A 22,896-nucleotide genomic window follows, 5' to 3' on the forward strand; every position below is an offset into this window, starting at 1 on the left:
AAAAACACCTGTTAGGTGAGGGCCGGTGGCGCTCGTTACGTTCAATTACATCCCCGTACATGTCGGGTCTGGAGCCCGGAGGGCTGATCCCTAGAATCCTAACAAAAAATCATCTGCAAATACGAAGCCTTCCCAAATGAATCCCAAGAGCATCCCGACAGCGTTCACCCCCTTCAGTCAAAGTGGTAGTCGCCTCAAGCCGCTGGCCTTCTGCGTTGCCGTCGCCATCAGCGGTGGGGCAATGGCTGCCGACGGCAAACCCCTTGTACTGGACGCCACGCAGATCGAAGACAGCGCATTACTGCCTGCCGACGAGGCCGGCCAGTTGGGCTACACGGTCGAGAGCACTCGTAGCTCTACAGGCCTGGCACTGACACCACGGCAGACGCCGCAATCGGTTACCACCATCACCCGCCAGCAGATGGATGACCGCGACATCCACACCATCGAGCAGGCACTGGGAACCACCCCAGGCGTAACAGCCAACAAGTCCGAGGTGGGTGGGCGTACCGACTACCGCGCCCGTGGTTACTCGATCAGCAACTGGAAGGTCGATGGCCTGCAGACCCAGGGCGGTTCCGATTTCAGTGGCAGCGGCAATGCGCTGAACATGGACCTGTACGAACGCATCGACATCGTGCGCGGTGCCAACGGCCTGCTGGGCGGCACCGGCGACCCCTCGGCCACCGTCAATCTGATCCGCAAGGCACCGACCAAAACCTTCGGCGGCAGTGCTTATGCCACTTACGGCAGTTGGGACAAGCGTCGTCTGGGGGCTGACTTGAACCTGCCTCTGTCCGAAGATGGCCGCCTGCGTTCGCGCTTCGTGATGACCCAACAGGATGCCAACTCCTTCCGTGACAACCAGTCCGAGCGCTCCCGCGCCGCGTTGGCCAATTTCGAGTTCGACCTGGACGACGCCACCACCCTGGGCGCCGGTTATCAGTATGAGTACAACAAGGTTGTGGGCGGCGGCTGGGGCGCGAACATCCCGATCTGGTACCGCGACGGCAGCAAGACCGACTTGCCGCGCAGCACCAACCTGGTGCCCAGCTGGAGCTTTGGCGAATACACCACCCGCACTGCGTTCGGTTCGCTTGAGCACCGCTTCGACAACGACTGGACCCTGGACCTGAAAGCCGCCCAGGCCACCACCGAAGCCCTGAACCACCGGGGCCTTGCCAAGGTAAACTCGGCAGGGCGCGGCAGCTACGGCGGCTATTGGGACCAGGACGGCAGCGGCGCCGTACTGAACGGTTTGCACAGCTCCAGCGACACCACCCAGCAATCGGCGCAGATCGACCTGTCTGGCCCGTTCCAGCTGTTCGGCCGCACTCACCAGGCCATGGTCGGCTACAACGACAGCCGCACCGTCGGCTGGTCGCCCCAGTACACCTGCACCATGGTCGGCGACGGCATGGCCAGCGCGCCTGCACTGGGTTGCCAGTTCCGCGCCAACAACGGCTTCCCGGTGACCGACTGGCACAATGGCGTGGATGGCGACTACGACCTCATCGCCTCGCGCACCGGCCTTCACAGCAAAACCACCACCCGCCTGCAGGGCATGTACGCCGCCACCCGCCTGAGCATCACCGACCCGTTGTCGGTGATCGTTGGCGTGCGCACCAGCAACTATTATTCGGTCACCCGCAGTGTGGCCGGCGAGCGCAGCAGCCAGGAAGAAAACGGCATCGTCACCCCTTACCTGGGGGCGGTGTACGACCTCAACGACAACTACTCGGTATACGCCAGCTACACCGACATCTTTACCCCGCAAACCTCTGAAACCAGCAGCGGCAGCAAGGTCGAACCGATTCGTGGGCAGAGCTACGAAACCGGTATCAAGGGTGAGTGGTTCGATGGCCGCCTGAACGCCTCGGCGGCGTACTTCCGCACCAAGCAGGAAAACAAGGCCGTGCTGGACGGCGACCTGACCACCCCGACCGGCGGCAGCGCCTACAAGGCCGGTTCCGGGCAGGAAACCGACGGTATCGACCTGGAAGTCGCAGGCGCCCTGACCCCCAACTGGAACGTCTACGCCGGCTACACCTACCTGCACTTCCGTCGCGTCGACAGCGACGGCCGCAGCGACCCGTCGCACTTGTTCAAGGCCTCCACCACCTACCGCCTGAGCGGCCCGCTCGATCGCCTGACCCTGGGCGCCGGCGTGACTGCGCAGAGCAACATCCGCGCCATCTCCAGCCCGGCTGGCCAGCCCACCAACGGTGTGAGCAATGGTGCCACTGACGTGAACTGGTCCGGTTATGCCATCTGGAATGCCATGGCCAAGTACCAGTTGACCGATGAGACCAGCGTCAGCCTCAACGCCAACAACCTGTTCGACAAGCACTACTACAGCCAGTACGGGTTCTATGCCGGGGCGATTTATGGTGACCCGCGTAACCTGTCGTTGACGGTAAGCACCGCGTTCTGATCAGCTCTTCCACAAGGCCTGGCGCTGTACCTGTAGGAGCGGGTTCACCCGCGAACACCGGCGCAGCCGGTGCCTGCAACCGCATCGCCAGCGTCGCGGGCACGCCCGCACACGGAACCAGCGCTGGGTTCAAGGCCTGCGCTGGGCCGCCAAGCGGCCCTTTCTTACCTGGGCTCTGCCGCTTGCCTTGGATCAACCGGCTTCTCCAACTGGCCCTCGAAGCTATCCCAATCCTCGCCAAAAAGCTCCACCGGATGCATGGTCCGGTCTGCGCCATTGCCACAGGCTAGCGCCTTGGCAGGGCAGTACAGGTCGCAACCCCAGCAGATACGCTCGGGGTGGCGAGGGTTTGTGGGGAATCTCTTGGCCATGTTCATCCTCCCTCAGGGCTGCCTGTTCTGAACGTAAACTCCTCGCCCAGCCCGTCGTTTGACGGGCATCAATCCATTGGCGATCGCCAGGTCACCGTACATCGCGCATCCAGATATCTGGTTGACAGATATCTGGATAAGAGATATTTTCCACCCTATGTTGGTGCGCCGGGACAACACAATGCGGGTCATAACGAAAGCGGCGGTAACCAAGGCGATTGAAGCCCACGGCCAGTGGAAAGCGCCCCTAAGCCTGTGGCTGACGACCTTCGACAGGGCGACGCTGCGGTTTGAATCTTTTGAACAGTTAAGGCAGACGTGGGTCACTGTGTCTGGCTGGAATGTTGATCGCATCCCCCACTCAAAACTTAGGCCCGCCAGCCGCAAAGGGCCGCTTGATATCTACGTGTTCGATATCAAGAAAAACGAATGCCGCCTGATCGCGTGGCTCAATGCGCGAACGGGCACTCTCTACATCAAGGCCATTCTGTCGCACGCCGAGTACGACAAATGGTGCAGAAGCGATATCAGGTAGCAACCTGGGCCGCGCGATATTTCAATTCGACAGGTGACAACATGAAGCGGGATAAAATCGAAGCCAATGGACTAGATGCCTTCATCGCTAATATTTCACCCATGCTCGATGGCCTGAACACTCAGATGGCAACCATGGCCCAGCTTCTAGCCGCCTGCCATGACCCCATCAAGGACGATGCCGAGCTTGAGGCACGCATGGCATTGATCGACGAGCTCTACTCCCATGCGGACAGCGAAGGCCACGCTGCGGCACGCTTTGCCGAGATGGTAGCGGACCGCGTCTACGAGTATGAGAGTGAGTCTGTATTGGTGCCGTTCGCGAGCCAGGCCGAAGCGTTGGCCTTTCTGCTGTCGGACAGGGGCGTGAAGCAGAAGGACCTGTCGGCGATAGCGACCCAGAGCGCGGTATCCGAGATTCTGAACAACAAGCGGAAGATGACGGTTGCCCAGATAAAGGGCTTTGCTGAGTTTTTCAGCGTACCGGTTGAGTTCTTCATGCATGGGGTGATTTGACAGGCTCGATAGCCGTCTCCGACCACAACCCAGGGTCGACCAGCGCACTGCATGCCATGGCTCGGAACCCGTGGCCGCAGATGTCCGCCTTGGTGTCGTAGCCATCGTCCTGAGTGCGGCAACCCCCGCGAACACCAAGTCGAATTTGCCAGTGATCGCGTAGATCTGCCCAAGCAAGGCCACTGCATGCGGCGGGGTACAACGTGAATGTAGCCGGCCCCAAATGAGGTCGAACTGATTTCAGCGGGCGAGAGAAACACGATATTTCAGGGTATACCGCGAAACATTTCTAATTCCGCCAACTGCAAGCCACTGCGCTAGATTCGCTCCTCTTGGCATCCATGCCGTCACCAATACTGCATCTCGCCGTGGCTGCGACGCATCCAGTATGGCCAGGACCCAGAGCGGCCGATCAAGTCGTTGACCGAGTCGGTAGGGGCGGGTGCGATTGAGCTCATCATCAACGGCAGCCCTGCATTCCGATGTGTGTATGTGGCCAAATTTGCAGACATGGTCGTCGTGTTGCATTCGTTCGTAAAAACGACCAACAGGTCCGACCGGCACGCGATGCAGGTCGCCGAACAGCGGATGAAGGAGTTGAAGCAAGAACTGAGAAAAATGGGATACAGGGTTTAGCTGCCAGGCGTTTGGGTGATCACGATCTGGGGCGGTGAACCGGCATCGTTCGAGGGCAGGGTCAGGGTTGTGCGAAAGCCGAGCTTGTCCAGCATGTCCATCATGGCGTCCAAGGTGAATTTCTCGATCTTGCCATTTGCAAGCTCGGATATGCGGGATTGGGTGACGTTCAGCTTGGCTGCGGCATCATGCTGTTTGAGGCCCATTTTTTTGATGCAGTCAGTGATGAAAATGGACAAGTCCATTTTCAAGGCCATTTTGCTGGCGGTATCTGCGTCGTGGGTGGCGTGGAAAGGGCTTTCGTGGAATTGAAGCGCCATCGGCTTGCCTCGGCAGAAATATCTAAAATTTGCGATAAGTCGTAGTGGGGATTGGTTGGCGAGTCAAAGCGTTTGTGTTGGAGGGTGTGTCTGTTTTTGAGCTGGGCTGTGATCAGAGAATTGCATCTGCTTGGGGGGGGCTGCTGCGCAGCCCATCGCAGGCAAGCCAGCTCCTACACTGATCGCGGTGGCTTCAGGGCATCTGTAAGGCAGGGGATTGGGGGCTGCGGGGGGGAAAACAAAAAAGGCCCACCTTTCGGTGAGCCTTTCTTGATACTGCGTATGGTGCCGGCACCAGGAATCGAACCCGGGACCTACTGATTACAAGTCAGTTGCTCTACCATCTGAGCTATACCGGCAATGGGGCGTCATTATAGCGATCGTTTGGCGCCTGTAAACCACTTCCTTGCGAATGTTCGCAAAAGACCTAAGTCACCGGCCCAAAAGAAGAATTTTCCTACCAGCCGCGGTGCATGGTGGTGACGCTAGGCTCGCTTTTGCCCGGGTTGAAGAACAGCTTGTCGTTGTCGCAGCCGCGCTTGCGGCAGGGGCTTTCGGTGCGCAGGGGCAGGCCGTTGTCGCCGCCCAGTTGCATGCCGGGGTGGTTCCAGTCCAGGTTGCTGCTGGGGTTGGGCGAGGTGCCGCCGGCACAGCCGGTCAGGGCGAAGGTCAACAGGGCGAGGAGTTTGGCTCGGGTCACGATGGTCAGGTCCGTTGGTCCATTGTCGGTTCTGGCGCAACGCCAGAAGGCCGCGGGGCTGGCGGGCAGCGCGCGACGTCACTTTTTAATGATTTGGGGGGTGGATGATACACCGTTGCGGCGGTGGAGCATTAGCCTTGTGTTGCCTGGCATGGCCTCTTCGCGGGTGAACCCGCTCCTACAGGGGGCCGGGTAAGCCGGGTTATCTGTGTAAGGCAATTCTGAACCATGGGGTCAAAAGCTTCAGGGTTTGGATGCTTCGGAAGTATCCTACGCGCGCCGCCGAAGTAACGCTGTTGTCGGGGAAGTGGCTCACGGATACCGTTTTCGGGTCGCTCTGGCGACCGGGTGTGAGAACCCGACTTTGAACGTATCGGCTGCGTAATGGCGACTGTGCGCGGGCAGACCTTGGTCTGGCCGAGCTTCCTACGTTCACTCGGTTTCTCACCTCGTGCACGGTTGCCGCCTTTGTTCCGTGAGAAAGAATGAACACGGCAACTCCTTTTGAACTAGGGAGTTTGAAAAGTGAAAACGATCGATTCTGATCCCAACAGCCCCAAACCAATCACAACCGCAGGCGTGGAAACCTTCCTCGCAGCCGGTAACCCGTCCCTCAATCTGCTACGCGTAGAGCCCGGCGTCCCCATCGATGCTGCCTACGAGCATGTCTCGATCCTGATGGGTTACATCAAGCACCTGGTGCGCGAGGGGGATATGGAGGACGACCATAAATTCCTGGGTGCAGCCGATTACCTGTGCGACATGGCCAAGGCGCTGATGAACGATATCGAGATCGCCAAGGGTAAGGCGAATTGAAAAAGTCAGACCGCCGGGGCTGCTTTGCAGCCCTTTAGCGACGCAAGGGCCGCTCCCACAAGCGACCGTGCAAACAGCGCTTGCGCTAACCACAAGAAATCTTTATGCACAAGTGGCATCAGGGGCCTGAGCGAAAGGCATGCCGGATCGCTACGCCGCTGGTCTTTGCGCAAACGCCTGTTTTTACTGGGTTGCAGCTGCAAGCGGGAATAAGCCAAGCGCTTGAAATAGCGCTTGGATCCAACAGGTAATCACAAGCTTGTTCACAGACTTATCCACAGGTTGTGCTGCGGCTAACCGTCGCGTTCCGCGAGAATGAGCAGGTTGCGCGGGGTCAGTGGGTAATCGCAAAACAGGCCCAGGCGCACGTCATAGCCTTGTTCTTCGAGGAACAGGGCGCGATCGAGTACCAGCCACAGCTCCAGTGGCCGACGGAACAGGTTGCGTACGCGCTCCAGGTTCCGAACCTCGGCCAGGCGTTGCCAGCCCGCAGCTTCCAGCATTGCCCAGTCCGGATTGCCGCTCACTGGCAATTGCTTCAGTTCAGCCAAGTCACGGCAGTATTGTTCGAAGGGTTTCTCCAGCCAGGCCACCGGCAGGGAAGGCGTCGGCAGGTATTCATCGGTCTGGCGCTGCTGGCGTTGCAGCAGGTCGAAGCCCAGGCGCCGGGCCATCGAGGTGTCGCGCTGGCGCCGCACGCGGGCGCCGGCAGTGACGGTTTCGCTCAAGGGCAGGCCCAGGTCGTCCAGCGACAGCTGCAGGCTCGACGCCTGCGCGGCTGTGGATAACGCCTGGTATTGCTGCACGGCGATGCGGTTGTAGCAGCAGGGGGCTACGGCCAGTTGCCGGCAACCTTGCTGGCTGGCCAGTTGCATCAGGCGTACATGCAAATCGCCACAGGCATGCAGGGCAACCACGCTTTTATCGTCAGCCAGGTGGCGAGCGCTGTCTGTGGCCATCACGTCCTGGTGTACGTGCTGTGCCGGTAGGTGATGGTGCGTGCTCAGGGCCTGGCCTGCGGTGACCAGTTCTGCGTCGTACTCCAGGCAGGTCAACTGCTGGCCGGGTTGTAGCAGGCGGCGGCCGAGGTGGCCTTTGCCAGAGCACCAGTCCAGCCAGTGGTGGGGCCGGGCACGGAATGCCAGGTGGCTGGCGAAGGCTTCGATCTGCTGCCATTTGCGGCCGGGGACGGCGACGTCCAGGCGGTGGGCGGCAGGTGGCAGGTCGGTTTGCGGAAGGCTGCCGAGCGTAACGAGCTGTCGGGCTTGCTCGGCCAGTTGCGGGAATGGGGCAGGCAAGCGGTCAGTGGCGCTGTCGGCTTCGGCGTCTGCCAGTGAACATTGGCGCAGGTGGGCGGCAAGCGCTGGGTGGGTGGTTTCCCAGGCCAGTTGCAGGGTGGTGAAGGGGCGGGGTTTCCACAGCCGTTGGTGCTCGATCAGGAACTGGTCGAGGGCCTGGAAGCGGGTGCTTAGGTGGTGGCTGTGGAGGTGGTTGGGCATGGGTAGACATGTGTTGGTTTTCGGGGCCTCTTCGCGGGCGCGCCCGCTCCCACAGGTATAGTGCACAGGCTAAGCACTGTGCAGTACTTGTGGGAGCGGGCGTGCCCGCGAAGAAGGCCAGGAGATGTCAGCGCCCTTGGCACGCATCCACGCGCAACCAGCGCTCCAGCAGCTTGAAACCTTGCACCAGCATGAACGAGATCACCAGGTAGAACACGCCTGCAGCGAAGAAGATTTCCACCGGCAGGTAGGTGCGGGCAATGATGGTACGGGCCATGCCGGTCAGCTCCAGCAGGGTCACGGTACTGGCCAGGGCACTGGCCTTGAGCATCAGGATCACTTCGTTGCTGTACGCCGGCAGGCCGATGCGTGCGGCGCGTGGCAGCATGATGTAGAACAGCGCCTTGCCCCGCGACATGCCCAGCGCCCGCGCCGCTTCGATCTCACCTTTGGGGATCGACTGCAGTGCGCCGCGCAGGATCTCGGCGATGTACGCGGCGGTGTGCAGGGTCATGGTCAGCACCGTGCACCAGAACGGGTCGCGCAGGTACGGCCACAGCGAGCTGGAACGAACTGCATCGAATTGCGCCAGGCCGTAATAGACCAGGAACAGTTGCACCAGCAGTGGCGTGCCGCGGAAGAAGAAGATGTAGCTGAACGGCACGGCGCGCACGTACCAGTGGCGCGAGGAACGGGCGATGCCCAGCGGGATGGCCAGGATCAACCCGGCAACCACGGCAATGGCCACCAGTTCCAGAGTAAGGACCGCACCCTCGGCCAGGCGTGGCAGCCATTTGAAGATGACTTCCCAATTCATTATTCAGCCCTCGCAAAGCCGCGAGCGGCGCGTTTTTCCATGAAATGCATACCGGTCATGGCAATGACGGTCAGGCCCAGGTAGATGCAGGCTGCAACCATGTAGAAGGTGAACGGCTCTTTGGTCACGGTCACGCCGATTTGTGCGTGGCGCATGATTTCTTCCAGGCCGATTACCGACACCAGGGCGGTGTCCTTCATCAGGATCATGAACAGGTTGCCAAGGCCGGGCAGGGCGATGCGCCACATCTGCGGCAGGATGATCCGCGAGAGGATGCGGCCCTTGGACAGGCCCAGCGCCAGGCCAGCTTCACGGTGGCCTTTGGGGATCGCCAGGATGGCGCCACGGAACACTTCGGTGGCGTAGGCGCCAAAGCACAGGCCGAGGGCGATGACGCCCGCAGCGAAGGCGCTGAGCTCCAGGCCCGGCATGTTCAGGGCTTCGCCGAGGCTGCTCATGAGCCCGACGGTACCGAAATAGATAAGCAGCACCCACAGCAGTTCGGGCACGCCGCGAACCAGGGTCGAGTAGAAGCCGCCAAGCCATTGCAGCGGCTTGAGCGGAGAGGTCTTGGCCAGGGCGCCGAGCAGGCCCAGGACCAGCCCCAGCAGCAAGGCGCAAAGCGCCAGTTTTACGGTCATCAGGGTGCCGGCCATCATGGCCGGACCGAATCCGTGCAGGTCGATATTCATGGGCAGGTCATTTTAGGGACTGGCGCGCCGCAAGGGCGCGCCGGTCAGGGCGGATCATTCGATGCTGAACGGGAAGTACTTGTCGTTGATTTTCTTGTACGTACCGTCGGCTTTGATTTCTGCCAGGGCTTTGTTCAGGTCGTCGCGCAGCTTGGTGTCACCTTTGCGCACGGCAATGCCGATCTTGTCGCTGTCCATCACCGGCTCACCCTTGAACTCGAAGTTCGAGCCGTCTTTGCTTTTCAGCCACTCGTACTGCACGTACTTGTCGGCCAGGATGCCGTCGATACGACCGGAGACCAGGTCGAGGTAGGCGTTTTCCTGGGTGTCGTAAAGTTTGATATCGACATCCGGGTAGTTGTCTTCAAGGTAGGTGCCGGCCAGCGTGGCGCGCTGGGTGCCGATGACCTTGCCCTTCAGCGACGCTTTGTCGGTCTTGAAGTCGACGTTTTTCGGCGCGATGAACTGCAGCTTGTTGGAGTAGTACGGATCGGTGAAGTCCACAGCCTGCTTGCGCTCGTCGGTGATCGACAGCGACGACACCAGGAAGTCGAACTTCTTGGCGTTAAGGGCCGGGATGATGCCGTCCCAGTCGGAGGTAACGACCGAGCACTCGACTTTCATCTTGGCGCACAGGGCGTCGCCGATGTCTTTGTCGAAGCCAACCACGTTACCGCTGGCATCCTTGTTGTTGAACGGTGGGTAGGCGGCTTCGATGCCCATGCGCAGTTTTTCTGCGGCCATGGCGTTTGCCGACATCACCAGCGTGGCAGCAGCTGCCAGGAGAAACTTCTTGTAGGTGTGCATGTATTGCTCCGTTAGCGGTGGCTGGACATGAATTGCTTGCAACGCGCCGAGGTCGGGTTTTCGAAGACCTGCTGCGGCGATCCCTGCTCTTCGACCAGGCCCTGGTGCAGGAAGACGACTTCACTGGACACATGGCGGGCAAAGCTCATCTCGTGCGTCACCAGCAGCATGGTACGGCCTTCTTCGGCCAATGCGCGGATAACGTTAAGCACTTCCTGGACCATTTCCGGATCGAGGGCCGAAGTGGGCTCGTCGAACAGGATCACTTTAGGCTTCATGGCCAGGGTACGGGCAATGGCGGCGCGCTGTTGCTGGCCACCGGAAAGCTGGGCGGGGTAGCTGTGGCGTTTGTCGTAGATGCCGACCTTGTTCAGCAGCGCTTCGGCGGCTTCGATGGCCTCGGCCTTGCTTTGGCCGAGCACGCGGCGTGGCGCCTCGATGATGTTGTCGAGGATCGACATGTGTGGCCACAGGTTGAAATTCTGGAAGACAAAGCCGATTTCACTGCGCAGGCGATTGATCTGGCGGTTGTCGGCTGCAATCAGGTCGCCATTCTTGGCGGCCTTGAGCTTGAGGGCTTCACCGGCGACCAGGATTTCGCCTTGGTGCGGGTTCTCGAGCAGGTTGATGCAGCGCAGCAGGGTGGACTTGCCGGAGCCGGACGACCCCAGGATGGAGATCACGTCACCGTCGCGAGCGGTCAGCGAAATGCCCTTGAGAATTTCCTGCTCGCCGTAGCGTTTGTGCAAATTGCGGATTTCCAGCGCGGGCGTGGCCTGAGCCATGTGCGGTCCTCATGTGTTCGGGTGCGTTCCCAGCTGTTGGCGGCCTTCCTGGCGTGCGCCAAGCTAGCATAGCGGCATTATGACGGCCAACAGGGTCGCCGGGGACTGGGGGCGCTGGTGGGGCAGTTTGTCGCATCGCTACAGCGTAACGTCGCGCAGATGTCCGCGAAGGTGTCGCCCAGCACCAGAGCCTTGATGAAAAAAGGCGCGATGGTGCCAGCTTTGGCCGGCTCATGGAAGCTGTTTTGGCCCATTGGAGGGGTAAACCCTACCTTTTACCTGTGGGAGCGGGTTACCCCGCGAATGCTTCGTTGGGGTCATAAGGTTGTACCCATGGGTTGCACTTCTCGGCATTGCAGTGGTGCAAAGGTGTTACCGAGGAGCACCTTTGGTGCATTTGTAAGTGGGTATTTCAGTAATCCGCCTATTTGGTGCCCTTTCGGTCAAGGAATGGCCGAAAGCCCTCCGGGCCGCATCCTAAAAGGCCTGCAGAGTTTTCTGATGAATGTATTCAGCACCTGGCGCGCTTATTGCCAGTAGGAAACCGCCGATTGCAGCGACGCCTAGGTCAACCCCTGGCGCGCTCTGTATCCGCAGTCGGCGTGGTCCACTCCTTACAAAGGTAGTTTCAATGAGCGGTAACAATTCCAATGACCTCGCTCAGGGGCTCAAACAACGGCATGTAACCATGCTGTCCATCGCTGGCGTCATCGGTGCCGGCCTGTTCGTAGGCTCCGGCCACGCCATCGCAGCTGCCGGCCCTGCCGTGCTGCTGGCTTACGCTGCCGCTGGTACGCTGGTCGTGCTGGTGATGCGTATGCTGGGTGAAATGGCAGTCGCCTCGCCTGACACCGGTTCGTTCTCTACGTATGCCGACCGCGCCATCGGGCGCTGGGCCGGGTTCACCATTGGCTGGCTGTACTGGTGGTTCTGGGTGCTGGTGATTCCGCTGGAGGCCAACGCGGCCGCGGCCATTCTGCATGCCTGGTTCCCCGCAGTTGATCTGTGGGCGTTCTCCCTCATCATTACCCTGGCACTGACACTTACCAACCTGTGCAGCGTGAAGAACTACGGTGAGTTCGAGTTCTGGTTTGCCTTGCTCAAAGTGCTGGCGATCATCGGCTTCATCGCCGTGGGCTGTGCTGCTTTGTTCGGCTTTGTACCGAATAGCCAGGTGAGCGGTGCCAGCCACCTGTTCGATACCCAGGGCTTCATGCCCAACGGTCTGGGCGCAGTGCTGGCCGCGATGCTGACCACCATGTTCTCGTTCATGGGTACTGAAATCGTCACCATCGCCGCTGCCGAGTCGAAGGACCCGGGCAAGCAGATCAGCCGTGCCACAAACTCGGTAATCTGGCGTATCTGCCTGTTCTACCTGGTGTCGATCTTCCTGGTCGTGGCCCTGGTGCCGTGGAACGACCCGGCCTTGGCCGAGGCTGGCTCCTACCAGACCGTGCTGAGCCGTATCGGTGTGCCGAACGCCAAGCTGATCGTCGACATCGTCGTGCTTGTTGCAGTAACCAGCTGCCTGAACTCGGCGCTATACACTTCTTCGCGCATGTTGTTCTCGCTGAGCAAGCGTGGCGACGCTCCGGCCATCGCCCAGCGCACCACCAAGGCGGCGACCCCGCACGTGGCGGTACTGCTGTCCACTGCGGCGGCGTTTCTCTGCGTGTTCGCCAACTTCGTGGCACCGGCCCAGGTATTTGAGTTCCTGCTGGCCAGCTCTGGCGCCATTGCGCTGCTGGTGTATCTGGTGATCGCCGTGTCGCAACTGCGCATGCGCGCCCAGCGTGAAGCCCGTGGCGAAAAGATCACCTTCAAGATGTGGCTGTTCCCGGGGCTGACCTGGGCGACCATTGCCTTCATCGTTGCCATTCTGGTAGTCATGGCGCTGCGTGAGGATCACCGTGTAGAGATCATTGCGACTGCGCTGCTGAGTATTGCTGTGGTGGCGGCTGGCTTGCTGGTTCACCGCAAGCGCGAGGCTGCCGGGCGGGTGGCGCTGGACAGCTGATCCGCGCTGGCTTAAATGAAAAGGCCGCGCCCTGTGAAGGGTGCGGCCTTTTCTGTCGCCTGTGATGGCCCGTTCGCGGGCAAGCCCGCTCTCACAGGTTCACCACAGGCCTGTCAGCCAAACTGCTTCTGCTGTTGCTGCTGCTTGGCCACGAGTTCGGAAGCTGCGATATAGGCTTCCTGGAATTCATCACTCTCCAGCCAGGCCATGGTGGTCTCTTCGTCAGCGCCGTCCAGCCATTTGCGGTAGGCGTTGAACACCAGCACGATGTAGTCGGTGGCGTGTTCTTCCTTGTGCCCCTTGAGCACGAGGGCGAGTAGCGGGTCCACCAGGAACACCGAGATCATTGGCACCAGGCCGCCTTCCTGGGCTTCCTTCATCTTGTTGAACATCGCGTCGTAGCTGCCCGACTCCATGGCCTTGTTGTACACCTGCTCGACGCTGGCGCTGTCGCCGGCGCTGGCCTTGACCGCTTGGCCGCTGCGTACCATGCGGTTCTGCTTGGCCTTGCTGGCGGCGCGCTTGGCGCGTTTCTGTTGCTTGGTAGGGGTGGCCATGGGCAAATCCTTGGGTGTGTCTGAAAGTGCGCGTATTGAAGCGCAATTGCCCGATAAACCCAAGCAGTGCTCCCGAGCGCTGCAGTGGAGAGGTCTGCGGGATGGTAGGCATGCCGAGCCTTCAGGTGGCTGGCTGCGGAGTCTCATCTTCTTCGAAGCCGCGTGAAGCTCGGCCTACCAGCAGAGGGTCGGGTGCATACGCCACCCGAGGGTCTTTACCCGGGTAGTCCAGCGAATGCAGGAAATGCCGGATGCAGTTGATCCGCGCCCGCTTCTTGTCATCGGACTTGATCACCGTCCACGGCGCATCGGCTGTATCGGTATGGAAGAACATCGCCTCCTTGGCCGAGGTGTAGTCCTCCCACTTGTCTAGCGACTTGATGTCGATGGGTGACAGCTTCCAATGCTTGAGCGGGTCGTCCCGGCGCGAAATGAAACGGCGCAGCTGCTCTTCGCGGTTCACCGAAAACCAGTACTTGAACAGCAGGATGCCACTGTTGCACAGCATGCGCTCCAAGTCTGGCGTCTGACGCATGAATTCCAGGTACTGCAGTGGCGTGCAAAAATCCATCACCTTCTCGACTCCGGCCCGGTTGTACCAGGAACGGTCGAAGAACACCATTTCACCCTCCGTGGGCAGGTGCTGGATGTAGCGCTGGAAGTACCACTGGCCTTTCTCCTGCTCGGAAGGCTTCTCCAGAGCGACGATGCGCGCACCGCGTGGGTTGAGGTGCTCCATGAAGCGCTTGATGGTGCCGCCCTTGCCTGCGGCATCGCGCCCTTCGAACAGGATCACCACCCGCTGGCCGGTTTCCTTCACCCAGCTCTGTACCTTCAGTAGCTCGATCTGTAACGCATGCTTGGCCTTATCGTAGTCCTGGCGTCGCAGGCGGGTACGGTAAGGGTAGTTGGCCGGCAGGCGCGCCGAGGTGCTGTCTTCGTTGCTGCCCTTGGGGGCGGTGGCAACCTCCAGCGCTGCGGGTTGCTGGCTGATGCTGGTTATTGTCGGCTCCGGCTTGCGCTGGCGTGGGCGGCGGGTGCGGATCGGTGTGAGTGCGGATTCGCTGGGGGAGGGGAGCAGGAGGGGTGATTCTTCGCTCATGGAGGTCCTTGCTGGTCGATACGGATGTCCGTATTCGATTATGAAGGTGAGCGAATAATGGCTATTTGATGCTGATCAATGAGAAAAATTACAGACAACAAAAAACCCGCACTAGGCGGGTTTCTTGTTGTCGCTTCGGGTAACTTTGCAACCACCAGAAGCTTGAAGGTGGTGCCCAGAGACGGAGTCGAACCGCCGACACGAGGATTTTCAATCCTCTGCTCTACCGACTGAGCTATCTGGGCGACGAGGTGAATTAAATAGATTTCCGGACCGCTCGTCAACGACTTTTTGAAAAAATTTTAAATTAATTCCGTCGCTTACGATTTTTGGGGTCATTCGGCCGGTGGAACGTAGCCTTCGGCCTGGGCGTATTCTTCGCCGGCGAAAAACTTGTCCATTTCGGCCTGGAGGAATTTGCGGTCCTCGGCGTTCATCATGTTCAGGCGTTTTTCGTTGATCAGCATGGTCTGGTGCTTCTGCCAGTCGGCCCAGGCTTTCTGCGAGATGTGTTCGAAGATGTCCTGGCCCTTGGCGCCGGGGTAGGGCGGGCGTTCCAGGCCTGGTAGTTCTTCTTGGTACTTGCGGCACATCACGGTGCGGGTCATCGGGCGTCTCCTGCAATCAGTTCGTCGGTCGCGCGTTCAAGCAGTTTTTTCACCGGGGCGGCGAGGCCCAGACGCGGCGGGGTGGCGAGGTTATACCAGAGCCAGTCGGCCTCGGCCACGTGCTCGCCGACCGGGTCGACGCGTACTAGCCAGGGTTCGATCGCCAGCTGGAAGTGGCTGAAGGTATGGGTCAGGCCGTCCATGGCGTGGCGGCCAGCCAGGCGCAGGCCGTGCTGATAGGCCAGGTCGTCGAGCTGGGTGATGTCGTCCAGTTCCGGGAGGCTCCACAAACCACCCCACAGGCCGCTGGAAGGGCGTCGGTAAAGCAGGATGGCGCCTTCGTGGTTGGCCAGCAGAGGCATCAGTGTGCGCCGTTGCGGCAGCGCCTTGCGCGGTTTGGGCTCGGGGTAGCGGGTTTCTTCGCCGTGCAGGTGCGCTTCGCAGCCACGCTGCAACGGGCAGATCAGGCAGCTGGGCTTGCTGCGCGTGCACAGCGTGGCGCCCATGTCCATCATCGCCTGGGTGTAGTGGTTGGCGCGTTGTTGCGGGGTGAAACGCTCGGCAGTGGCCCATAGCTGGTTGGCAACCTTGGGTTCGCCTGGGTAGCCCGCCTGGGCGGTGTAGCGTGCCAGCACGCGCTTGACGTTGCCGTCGAGGATCGGTGCGCGGATGCCCATGCTGATGCTGGCGATCGCGCCGGCAGTGGAGCGGCCGATGCCGGGCAGCTCGGTAAGCTGCTCGACACTGCGCGGGAATTCGCCGCCATGTTGCTCGACGACGACCTTGGCGGCCTTTTGCAGGTTGCGTGCGCGGGTGTAGTAGCCCAGGCCCGTCCACAGGTGCAGCACTTCGTCCTCCGGTGCCTCGGCCAGGGCTTGCACGGTTGGCAGGGCCTGCATGAAGCGGTCGAAGTAGTTGAGCACGGTGCTGACCTGGGTCTGCTGCAACATGATTTCCGACACCCACACGCGGTACGGGGTGATGCCCTGTTGCCAGGGCAGGTCGTGCCGGCCGTGCTCGTCATACCAGTCCAGCACAGCGCTGGAGAACTGCTCGGGGCTCATCGCTTGAACAGCCCCTTGAGCGCGTCTTTCAGTTCCGGGCTCACTTTGTCTCCAAGTTTTTCATCAAGCTTTTCATCGATCTTGTCTTTCAGGCGGTTGCCGGCCAGCTTGGCGGCAACCTTGCCCAGGCCGTTCTGGTCGAGGCGGCAGGCCTTTGCGCCGAGTTCCAGCGGGCCACGGCAGCGTAGGGGTACTTCAACACCCACATAACGTTCGTTGACCTGGCAGGCCGGGTCTGGCATGGCACGCTGGTCGCCTTCGACGATTACGCCGATGTTGTAGTCCATGCCCAGCACGCGCAGGTCGAGGTCACCATGGCCGTTGACGGTCAGGCCCGGGATGCGCGCCTTGAGGTCCGGGTTGCTGGCGACGCCATTGCGTATGACCAGGCTGCCGCGCAGTTCCTGGAACGGGGTGTCCTTGCCGCGTGGTTCGCTGCTCAGCGTCTTGCGATTGAGCGTGGCGATGGCCTGGCACAGTTGCTGTTCCAGGTTGGCATTGACCAGCACGCCATCGTTGATGGCGAAGTTTGCGCTGCCGTTCAGGGTGTCGACCAGTGCCTTCTGGCTGTTACCGGTGGCTGTCAGATCACTGGTCAGGGTCAGCAGGCCCTTGACTGGTGGCGTCTGTTCCTTGCCTTCGGCCTTGATGAAGTGCTCCACCGGCACCCGCTGGATGTTGGTGTTCACACCCAGCTGCGGCACGGCAGGGCGCACGTCGACCGTGCCCTTGGCTTCGAAGGTGCCGTTGTACAGCTCTCCGCGCAGGGTTTGCAGGGTCAGCAGGCCGCCTTGGCCAACGGCCTTTAGCTGGGCGTTTTCGATCGGCAGCTTATCCAGGGTCAACGAGCCGAAGGCCAGGTCGGCCTGCAGATCGAGGGCGCGCAAACGGTCGACCGGCAGCAGCTTGTCGTCGCTCCATGCCACTTGTGTCGGGGCGCTGGGCAGTGGTGTGGAGCCGGCACTGGCTACGGCGCTGGCCTCTTGTTGCTTGACCTCGGCCTGGCGCGCAGCGGTGGCGCCCTTGGCCTCTTCGCTCTTGGCCGGCAGGTAGCGGTCGGCGTCGAAGGTGTCGCCCTTAAGCTGCAGGCGCAGGGCCTGTCTGGCGAAATCTTCGACGGCCACGCGGCCGCTGAAGGTGCTGTCGTCCAGCTTCACCGCCAGGTCTTCCAGGGCCAGGCTGTCAGGCGTGCCCTTCAGGCGAGTTACCAGTTCCAGTTTGGCGAAGGCGGCCGGGTCGTTGGTGGCCGGCAGCGGGCGGCCGATGCTTTCAAGGAAGGTGCGCAGGTTGAACTGGGCGATGGACAGGCCGCCGCTCAGCTGGGGTGCCTTGTCCAGATCACGCAGGTTCAGCTCACCGAGGGCGCGCAGTTGGTTGGCCGAAACTTTCAGGCCGTTCCACGTGGCGACATTGGCGGCCAGGTCGACCAGCAGTTGGCCTTGGGCGGCGAAAGTCACGGTCTTGCCGCCAGTTGGCTCACCCGAGGTCTCGCCCGACAGGCGCATGTCTTCGAAGTTGTAGCGCTTGAGCTTGCGGTCGAAGCGCAATTCGCCGGCCAGTTCGGTACGGGCCTTGATGTTCGGCTGGCTGGCGCTGATGAAGGCGCTGGCCTTGAGCGGGATGTTTGCGCCTTCATGGACCGGGCCGGTGCTCAGCTGGATGCTCTCGGCGCTGTAGCTGTGACCGGTCTTGGCATCGGTGTACTGCACGCGGGCGTTGTTCACGGTCAGGCTGTCGATGTCCAGCTTGATGGCGCGCTCGTTGCTGTCGACGGTCGCAGGCTTCTGCTCGGCAGGTGCCTGTGCCGGTGCATTGGTACTTGCGCCATTCTCCGCGGGCAGCGGCTTGCCGATGTCCTCCCAGTTGCCATGGCCCTGTTCGTCGCGCGTCAGGGTCAGGTTCAGGCCTTCGACACGTACGTCGCTCATTTGTACTTCGCGACGCAGCAGCGGCAGCACACGGACTGAAAGGCCAAGCATCTGCAGATCGGCGAACGGCTCCTTGGGTTTGTTCAAGGTAGCGATGCTGGCTTCGTGCAGCTCCAGGCCCAGCCACGGGAACAGGCTCCAGCCGATGTCACCGTTGAGGGTCAGTTCGATGTGAGCCTTGTCGCGTGCCAACTGGCGAATCTCGTCTTTGTAGTCGTTGGGATCAAAGAGGTGGGTCAGGGCGAAGCCCAGCGCCACGATGATCAGCAGTAACCCGAGAAGCCCCAGTCCCAGGATTTTGCCGAACGCTTTCATGGGCGAGTCCTTTTAGTCCGTTAGTGAGTTCAGGCGGCAGAGTATAACGCTGTAGCGGTTCCCCCTGCTTGTACGACTAGAGATGTAGGAAATTCCTACGCCTGTATCAGATGGTACGGCTTTCGACAGCTTAATATTGAGCTTGTGCCGGAACCATGACCGTTTCAGTCGGGCAGAATTGAACGATGGCAGATTGCTTTCATCCTGCTTGATGCTGCTACCCTTGCGCCGCTTCGCGAGCACCTTCCCAATAACAAGGATCAGATCCATGACCAGTACTGTCGCGACGGGAACCTCGGCCAGTGCGCCAGGTTTCCTGTCGAAGGAACGCATAATTGCCCGCCCAGGCTTCAACCGCTGGCTGGTTCCGCCAGCCGCCCTGGCTATTCACCTGTGCATCGGTATGGCCTACGGCTTCTCGGTATTCTGGCTGCCTTTGTCGCAAGCCCTTGGGATCACCGCCCCCGTCGCCTGTGCAGCAGACATGGGCTTCATGGCCCGAATGTTCAGCGCCGAATGCGACTGGCCAATCTCGATGCTGAGCTGGATCTACACCCTGTTCTTCGTATTCCTCGGCTGCTCGGCGGCGGTGCTGGGCGGCTGGCTGGAGCACGCCGGCCCGCGCAAGGCTGGCCTGGTGTCGGCGTTGTGCTGGTGCGGTGGCATGCTGCTTTCGGCGATAGGTGTGAAAACCCATCAGCTGTGGCTGATGTGGCTTGGCTCCGGCGTGATCGGCGGTATCGGCCTGGGCCTGGGCTACATCTCGCCGGTGTCGACCTTGATCAAGTGGTTCCCGGACAAACGCGGCATGGCCACCGGTATGGCGATCATGGGCTTTGGCGGCGGGGCCATGGTAGGGGCACCGCTGGCCACCGCGCTTATGGGGCATTTTGGCAATGAGCACGAAGTTGGGGTATGGCAGAGCTTTGTCGCCATGGCGGCGATCTACTTCGTGTTCATGACCGCTGGCGCCTTGGCGTATCGCGTACCACCGACCGGCTGGAAGCCTGAAGGCTGGGCTGCGCCGTTGAAGAATGCCAGTAACGCCATGGTCACCGACCGTCACGTGCACGTCAGTGTGGCCTGGAAGACCCCGCAGTTCGCGCTGATCTGGCTGGTGCTGTGCCTGAACGTGTCGGCGGGCATCGGCATTATCGGTATGGCTTCGCCGCTGCTGCAGGAAGTGTTCGCCGGTAAATTACTGGGCAACGAACTGACCTTCAGCCAGCTGAGCACTGCGCAGTTGGCGCAAATTGCCGCGATCGCCGCCGGCTTTACCGGCCTGCTGAGCCTGTTCAACATTGGCGGCCGGTTCTTCTGGGCATCGTTCTCCGACTACATCGGCCGCAAGAACACCTACTTTGCTTTCTTCGCTTTGGGTGTGGGCTTGTACAGCCTGGTACCGAACATGGGGCACCTGGGCAACGTGGCACTTTTCGTGGCCGCGTTCTGCATCATTCTGTCGATGTATGGCGGTGGCTTTGCAACGGTGCCGGCCTACCTGGCCGACCTGTTCGGCACGCAGATGGTGGGTGCCATTCATGGCCGCCTGCTGACCGCTTGGGCGGCAGCCGGGGTGCTGGGGCCGGTGCTGATCACCTACCTGCGCGAGTATCAACTGGCGGCGGGCGTGGAGCGGGCGGCGGCTTATGACATGACCTTGTACATCCTCGCGGGTCTGCTGGTGCTGGGCTTTATCTGCAACATGCTGGTGCGTCCGGTGGCCGACAAGCACTTCATGAGTGATGCCGAACTGGCGGCCGAGCGCGCGTTGAGCCATGACAAGGGCGCCGATGGGGCGCGGTCGCTGGAGTGGAAAGCGGCGCCAGGCAGCCTGCCACTGGTGCTGCTGGCGTGGGCGGTGGTGGTTGTGCCGTTGGCCTGGGGTGTCTGGGTGACCTTGCAGAAAACCGCTGTGCTGTTCCATTGATCAGCAGGGGGCGCGTTGCGCCCCTTTCGCAGATGCAGGAGCGGGCCGTTGTGGTTGTATAGACCTGTAGCGGTATTCAGTCCGTGTAGATCCTGGCTTTGCCATATGTCATCCGCGTTTCAAGCTGGCGCGTTCTGGGCCTATAATGAAACCCTTTTCGCCCAATGATTTTGCGGAGCTGGTGATGGTTGAACGTAAGGCTTCCGTCGAGCGCAATACCCTGGAAACCCAGGTCAAGTGCTCGATCAACCTCGATGGCAGTGGCAAGGCCCGATTCGATATCGGTGTGCCCTTCCTTGAACACATGCTTGACCAGATCGCCCGCCATGGGCTGATCGATCTGGATATCGAGTGCAAGGGTGACACGCATATCGACGATCACCATACCGTCGAAGACGTCGGCATCACCCTGGGCATGGCATTCGCCCAAGCCATCGGTGACAAGAAAGGTATCTTCCGCTACGGCCACGCCTACGTGCCGCTGGACGAAGCGCTGTCACGCGTGGTCATCGACTTCTCTGGCCGCCCAGGCCTGCAGATGCACGTGCCGTATACCCGTGCCAGCGTTGGTGGCTTCGATGTCGACCTGTTCCAGGAGTTTTTCCAGGGCTTCGTCAACCATGCCCTGGTAACCCTGCACATCGATAACCTGCGTGGTCACAACACCCACCACCAGATCGAAACCGTATTCAAGGCTTTCGGCCGCGCCCTGCGCATGGCCATCACTCTCGACGAGCGTATGGCCGGGCAGATGCCTTCCACCAAAGGGTGCCTGTAAATGCAAACGGTAGCCGTAATCGACTATGGCATGGGTAACCTGCACTCGGTGGCCAAGGCGCTTGAGCACGTAGGTGCCGGTAAAGTGCTGGTTACCAGCGATGCCTCAGTGATCCGCGAGGCCGACCGTGTGGTGTTCCCGGGCGTGGGCGCGATTCGCGACTGCATGGCCGAGATCCGCCGCCTTGGCTTCGACAGCCTGGTGCGCGAAGTCAGCCAGGACCGCCCGTTCCTTGGCATCTGCGTCGGTATGCAGGCGCTGCTCGAACACAGTGAGGAAAACACCGGCGTCGACTGCATCGGCCTGTTCCCTGGCCAGGTGCGCTTTTTCGGCAAAGACCTGCAAGAAGACGGCGAGCACCTTAAGGTGCCGCACATGGGCTGGAACGAAGTCGTCCAGACCATCGATCACCCGCTGTGGCACGACATCCCTGACCGCGCACGTTTCTACTTCGTGCACAGCTACTACATCAATGCCGGCAAACCAGGCCAGGTGGTGGGGCGCGGTCACTATGGCGTCGACTTCGCCGCAGCGCTGGCCGACGGTTCGCGTTTTGCCGTGCAGTTCCACCCGGAGAAGAGCCATACCCATGGCCTGCAGTTGCTGCAGAACTTCATCGCCTGGGACGGGCGCTGGTAAATGAGCAGGTCGAAGACCAAGGCCCCGAGCATCACCCTTGCCCCCGAGCAGGAGCGCGAAGCGCTCGACACCTTGAAGCGCTTCCTCGAAGACCGCTTCGAGCTGCAGTTGGGGTCATTCGAGGTGGCCGAGGTCCTCGAGCTGTTCAGCAAAGAGATTGCACCCCATTACTACAACAGGGCGATTGCCGATGTTCAGCTGCACCTCAAGGAGCGGTTCGAGAGCATCGAAAGCGACCTGTGGGCACTCGAGAAGCCCTGAAACCCAACAAATAGACAGGTTCCCAAGATGCTGATTATCCCCGCTATCGATCTGAAGGACGGTGCTTGCGTGCGCCTGCGCCAGGGCCGCATGGAAGACTCTACGGTATTTTCCGACGACCCGGTGAGCATGGCCGCCAAGTGGGTCGAGGGTGGCTGCCGCCGCCTGCACCTGGTCGACCTCAACGGCGCCTTCGAAGGCCAGCCGGTCAATGGTGAAGTGGTTACCGCCATCGCCAAGCGCTACCCGAACCTGCCGATCCAGATCGGCGGCGGTATCCGTTCGCTGGAAACCATCGAACACTACGTCAAGGCTGGCGTCAGCTACGTGATCATCGGCACCAAGGCAGTCAAGCAGCCCGAGTTCGTCGCTGAAGCGTGCAAAGCCTTCCCGGGCAAGGTCATCGTCGGCCTGGACGCCAAGGACGGTTTCGTCGCCACCGATGGTTGGGCCGAAGTCAGCTCGGTGCAGGTCATCGACCTGGCCAAGCGTTTCGAGGCCGATGGCGTCTCGGCGATCGTCTACACCGACATTGCAAAGGACGGCATGATGCAGGGCTGCAACGTGCCCTTCACCAAGGCACTGGCTGAAGCCACCCGTATCCCGGTGATCGCCTCGGGTGGCATTCACAACCTGGGCGACATCAAGGCCCTGCTGGACGCCAAGGCCCCGGGCATCATCGGCGCCATCACTGGCCGTGCCATCTACGAAGGCACCCTGGATGTCGCTGAGGCCCAGGCCTTCTGTGACAACTACCAAGGCTGAGGACT

24 protein-coding genes, 2 tRNA genes and 1 pseudogene are annotated in these 22,896 nt (G+C 60.9%); 11 read left to right on the forward strand and 16 right to left on the reverse strand.

What is annotated here, in order from left to right; all coding sequences use genetic code 11:
* Positions 1-136: 136 nt before the first annotated feature.
* Positions 137-2,434, forward strand: a complete 2,298-nt coding sequence (locus tag AC3B5Q_RS01120; protein ID WP_414816102.1) for a TonB-dependent siderophore receptor — start codon at positions 137-139, stop codon at positions 2,432-2,434.
* 164 nt (positions 2,435-2,598) lie between these two features.
* On the opposite strand, the gene AC3B5Q_RS01125 is transcribed toward AC3B5Q_RS01120, so the two are convergent.
* Complete coding sequence (locus tag AC3B5Q_RS01125; protein WP_028697322.1) at positions 2,599-2,805, reverse strand: DUF3079 domain-containing protein; 207 nt, start codon at positions 2,803-2,805, stop codon at positions 2,599-2,601.
* Between the two features lie 58 nt (positions 2,806-2,863).
* Here AC3B5Q_RS01125 and AC3B5Q_RS01130 point away from each other — a divergent pair, with 58 nt between their 5' ends.
* Together AC3B5Q_RS01130 and AC3B5Q_RS01135 are read left to right on the forward strand one after the other, a co-directional pair.
* A complete protein-coding gene (locus AC3B5Q_RS01130; RefSeq protein ID WP_230849509.1) occupies positions 2,864-3,340 on the forward strand; it encodes a type II toxin-antitoxin system HigB family toxin in 477 nt (158 codons plus the stop codon).
* 41 nt (positions 3,341-3,381) lie between these two features.
* Positions 3,382-3,855 carry a helix-turn-helix domain-containing protein gene (locus tag AC3B5Q_RS01135; RefSeq protein ID WP_021782620.1) on the forward strand — a complete coding sequence of 158 codons (474 nt, stop codon included), beginning with the start codon at positions 3,382-3,384 and terminating at the stop codon, positions 3,853-3,855.
* Positions 3,856-3,859: 4 nt separating this feature from the next.
* Here the strand turns inward: AC3B5Q_RS01135 and AC3B5Q_RS01140 are convergent.
* Positions 3,860-4,074 (reverse strand): annotated as a pseudogene (locus AC3B5Q_RS01140) (tyrosine-type recombinase/integrase); the annotation flags it as partial.
* 162 nt (positions 4,075-4,236) lie between these two features.
* Between AC3B5Q_RS01140 and AC3B5Q_RS01145 the strand changes: the two are divergent.
* The gene (locus AC3B5Q_RS01145) at positions 4,237-4,491 is read left to right on the forward strand and encodes a type II toxin-antitoxin system RelE/ParE family toxin (protein WP_325950988.1); all 255 of its coding nucleotides are present in this window, start codon (positions 4,237-4,239) and stop codon (positions 4,489-4,491) included.
* Here AC3B5Q_RS01145 and AC3B5Q_RS01150 read toward each other — a convergent pair.
* From AC3B5Q_RS01150 to AC3B5Q_RS01160, 3 genes are all read right to left on the reverse strand, one after another.
* Positions 4,488-4,811 carry a helix-turn-helix domain-containing protein gene (locus AC3B5Q_RS01150; RefSeq protein ID WP_011953230.1) on the reverse strand — a complete coding sequence of 108 codons (324 nt, stop codon included), beginning with the start codon at positions 4,809-4,811 and terminating at the stop codon, positions 4,488-4,490. The two genes, AC3B5Q_RS01145 and AC3B5Q_RS01150, sit on opposite strands and share 4 nt — an antisense overlap.
* A 283-nt stretch (positions 4,812-5,094) precedes the next feature.
* Positions 5,095-5,170 (reverse strand) — tRNA-Thr (locus AC3B5Q_RS01155).
* A 98-nt stretch (positions 5,171-5,268) separates the two neighbouring features.
* Positions 5,269-5,511, reverse strand: coding sequence for a hypothetical protein (locus AC3B5Q_RS01160; RefSeq protein WP_021782622.1), 243 nt, complete (start codon positions 5,509-5,511; stop codon positions 5,269-5,271).
* Between the two features lie 525 nt (positions 5,512-6,036).
* Between AC3B5Q_RS01160 and AC3B5Q_RS01165 the strand changes: the two genes are divergently transcribed.
* Complete coding sequence (locus AC3B5Q_RS01165; protein WP_021782623.1) at positions 6,037-6,327, forward strand: DUF3077 domain-containing protein; 291 nt, start codon at positions 6,037-6,039, stop codon at positions 6,325-6,327.
* Positions 6,328-6,620: 293 nt separating this feature from the next.
* Here the strand turns inward: AC3B5Q_RS01165 and AC3B5Q_RS01170 are convergent, their stop codons facing one another.
* From AC3B5Q_RS01170 to AC3B5Q_RS01190, 5 genes are all read right to left on the reverse strand, one after another.
* On the reverse strand, positions 6,621-7,826 hold the full coding sequence (locus AC3B5Q_RS01170; RefSeq protein ID WP_021782624.1) for a methyltransferase: 1,206 nt from the start codon (positions 7,824-7,826) through the stop codon (positions 6,621-6,623).
* A 127-nt stretch (positions 7,827-7,953) separates the two neighbouring features.
* Complete coding sequence (locus tag AC3B5Q_RS01175) at positions 7,954-8,643, reverse strand: ABC transporter permease (RefSeq protein WP_014589362.1); 690 nt, start codon at positions 8,641-8,643, stop codon at positions 7,954-7,956.
* Positions 8,643-9,335: an ABC transporter permease gene (locus AC3B5Q_RS01180; RefSeq protein ID WP_021782625.1), complete on the reverse strand. Its 693-nt coding sequence runs from the start codon at positions 9,333-9,335 to the stop codon at positions 8,643-8,645. The genes AC3B5Q_RS01175 and AC3B5Q_RS01180 overlap by 1 nt, the downstream gene beginning before the upstream one ends.
* Positions 9,336-9,389: 54 nt before the next feature.
* A complete protein-coding gene (locus AC3B5Q_RS01185; RefSeq protein WP_021782626.1) occupies positions 9,390-10,142 on the reverse strand; it encodes an ABC transporter substrate-binding protein in 753 nt (250 codons plus the stop codon).
* Between the two features lie 11 nt (positions 10,143-10,153).
* Complete coding sequence (locus tag AC3B5Q_RS01190) at positions 10,154-10,927, reverse strand: ABC transporter ATP-binding protein (RefSeq protein WP_003255746.1); 774 nt, start codon at positions 10,925-10,927, stop codon at positions 10,154-10,156.
* Between the two features lie 631 nt (positions 10,928-11,558).
* Here AC3B5Q_RS01190 and gabP point away from each other — a divergent pair.
* The gene (gabP, locus tag AC3B5Q_RS01195; RefSeq protein ID WP_021782627.1) at positions 11,559-12,944 is read left to right on the forward strand and encodes a GABA permease; all 1,386 of its coding nucleotides are present in this window, start codon (positions 11,559-11,561) and stop codon (positions 12,942-12,944) included.
* Positions 12,945-13,057: 113 nt separating this feature from the next.
* Here gabP and AC3B5Q_RS01200 read toward each other — a convergent pair whose 3' ends face one another.
* The 6 genes from AC3B5Q_RS01200 to AC3B5Q_RS01225 form a co-directional block, all read right to left on the reverse strand.
* Positions 13,058-13,501 carry a hypothetical protein gene (locus tag AC3B5Q_RS01200; protein WP_021782628.1) on the reverse strand — a complete coding sequence of 148 codons (444 nt, stop codon included), beginning with the start codon at positions 13,499-13,501 and terminating at the stop codon, positions 13,058-13,060.
* 121 nt (positions 13,502-13,622) lie between these two features.
* Complete coding sequence (gene ppk2 / locus AC3B5Q_RS01205) at positions 13,623-14,603, reverse strand: polyphosphate kinase 2 (protein WP_021782629.1); 981 nt, start codon at positions 14,601-14,603, stop codon at positions 13,623-13,625.
* 169 nt (positions 14,604-14,772) lie between these two features.
* Positions 14,773-14,848, reverse strand: a tRNA-Phe gene (locus tag AC3B5Q_RS01210).
* Between the two features lie 90 nt (positions 14,849-14,938).
* Positions 14,939-15,211: an oxidative damage protection protein gene (locus AC3B5Q_RS01215; RefSeq protein ID WP_003255742.1), complete on the reverse strand. Its 273-nt coding sequence runs from the start codon at positions 15,209-15,211 to the stop codon at positions 14,939-14,941.
* On the reverse strand, positions 15,208-16,275 hold the full coding sequence (gene mutY, locus AC3B5Q_RS01220) for an A/G-specific adenine glycosylase (RefSeq protein ID WP_021782630.1): 1,068 nt from the start codon (positions 16,273-16,275) through the stop codon (positions 15,208-15,210). Before mutY ends, AC3B5Q_RS01215 begins: the two co-directional genes overlap by 4 nt.
* Positions 16,272-18,518 carry an AsmA family protein gene (locus tag AC3B5Q_RS01225; protein ID WP_028697318.1) on the reverse strand — a complete coding sequence of 749 codons (2,247 nt, stop codon included), beginning with the start codon at positions 18,516-18,518 and terminating at the stop codon, positions 16,272-16,274. The genes mutY and AC3B5Q_RS01225 overlap by 4 nt, the downstream gene beginning before the upstream one ends.
* 268 nt (positions 18,519-18,786) lie before the next feature.
* Between AC3B5Q_RS01225 and AC3B5Q_RS01230 the strand changes: the two genes are divergently transcribed.
* From AC3B5Q_RS01230 to hisA, 5 genes are all read left to right on the forward strand, one after another.
* Positions 18,787-20,448 (forward strand): OFA family MFS transporter, encoded by a 1,662-nt coding sequence (locus AC3B5Q_RS01230; RefSeq protein WP_021782632.1) that lies wholly within the window; start codon positions 18,787-18,789, stop codon positions 20,446-20,448.
* A gap of 184 nt (positions 20,449-20,632) precedes the next feature.
* Entirely contained in the window at positions 20,633-21,226 is a 594-nt protein-coding gene (hisB, locus tag AC3B5Q_RS01235; protein ID WP_003255736.1) for an imidazoleglycerol-phosphate dehydratase HisB, read from the forward strand.
* Positions 21,227-21,865: an imidazole glycerol phosphate synthase subunit HisH gene (gene hisH / locus AC3B5Q_RS01240; protein ID WP_021782633.1), complete on the forward strand. Its 639-nt coding sequence runs from the start codon at positions 21,227-21,229 to the stop codon at positions 21,863-21,865.
* Positions 21,866-22,126, forward strand: coding sequence for a DUF2164 domain-containing protein (locus AC3B5Q_RS01245; protein ID WP_021782634.1), 261 nt, complete (start codon positions 21,866-21,868; stop codon positions 22,124-22,126).
* 27 nt (positions 22,127-22,153) lie between these two features.
* On the forward strand, positions 22,154-22,891 hold the full coding sequence (gene hisA, locus AC3B5Q_RS01250) for a 1-(5-phosphoribosyl)-5-[(5-phosphoribosylamino)methylideneamino]imidazole-4-carboxamide isomerase (protein WP_003255731.1): 738 nt from the start codon (positions 22,154-22,156) through the stop codon (positions 22,889-22,891).
* The last annotated feature ends 5 nt before the right edge of the window (positions 22,892-22,896 follow it).

The organism is Pseudomonas sp. D5(2026), assembly GCF_057766845.1.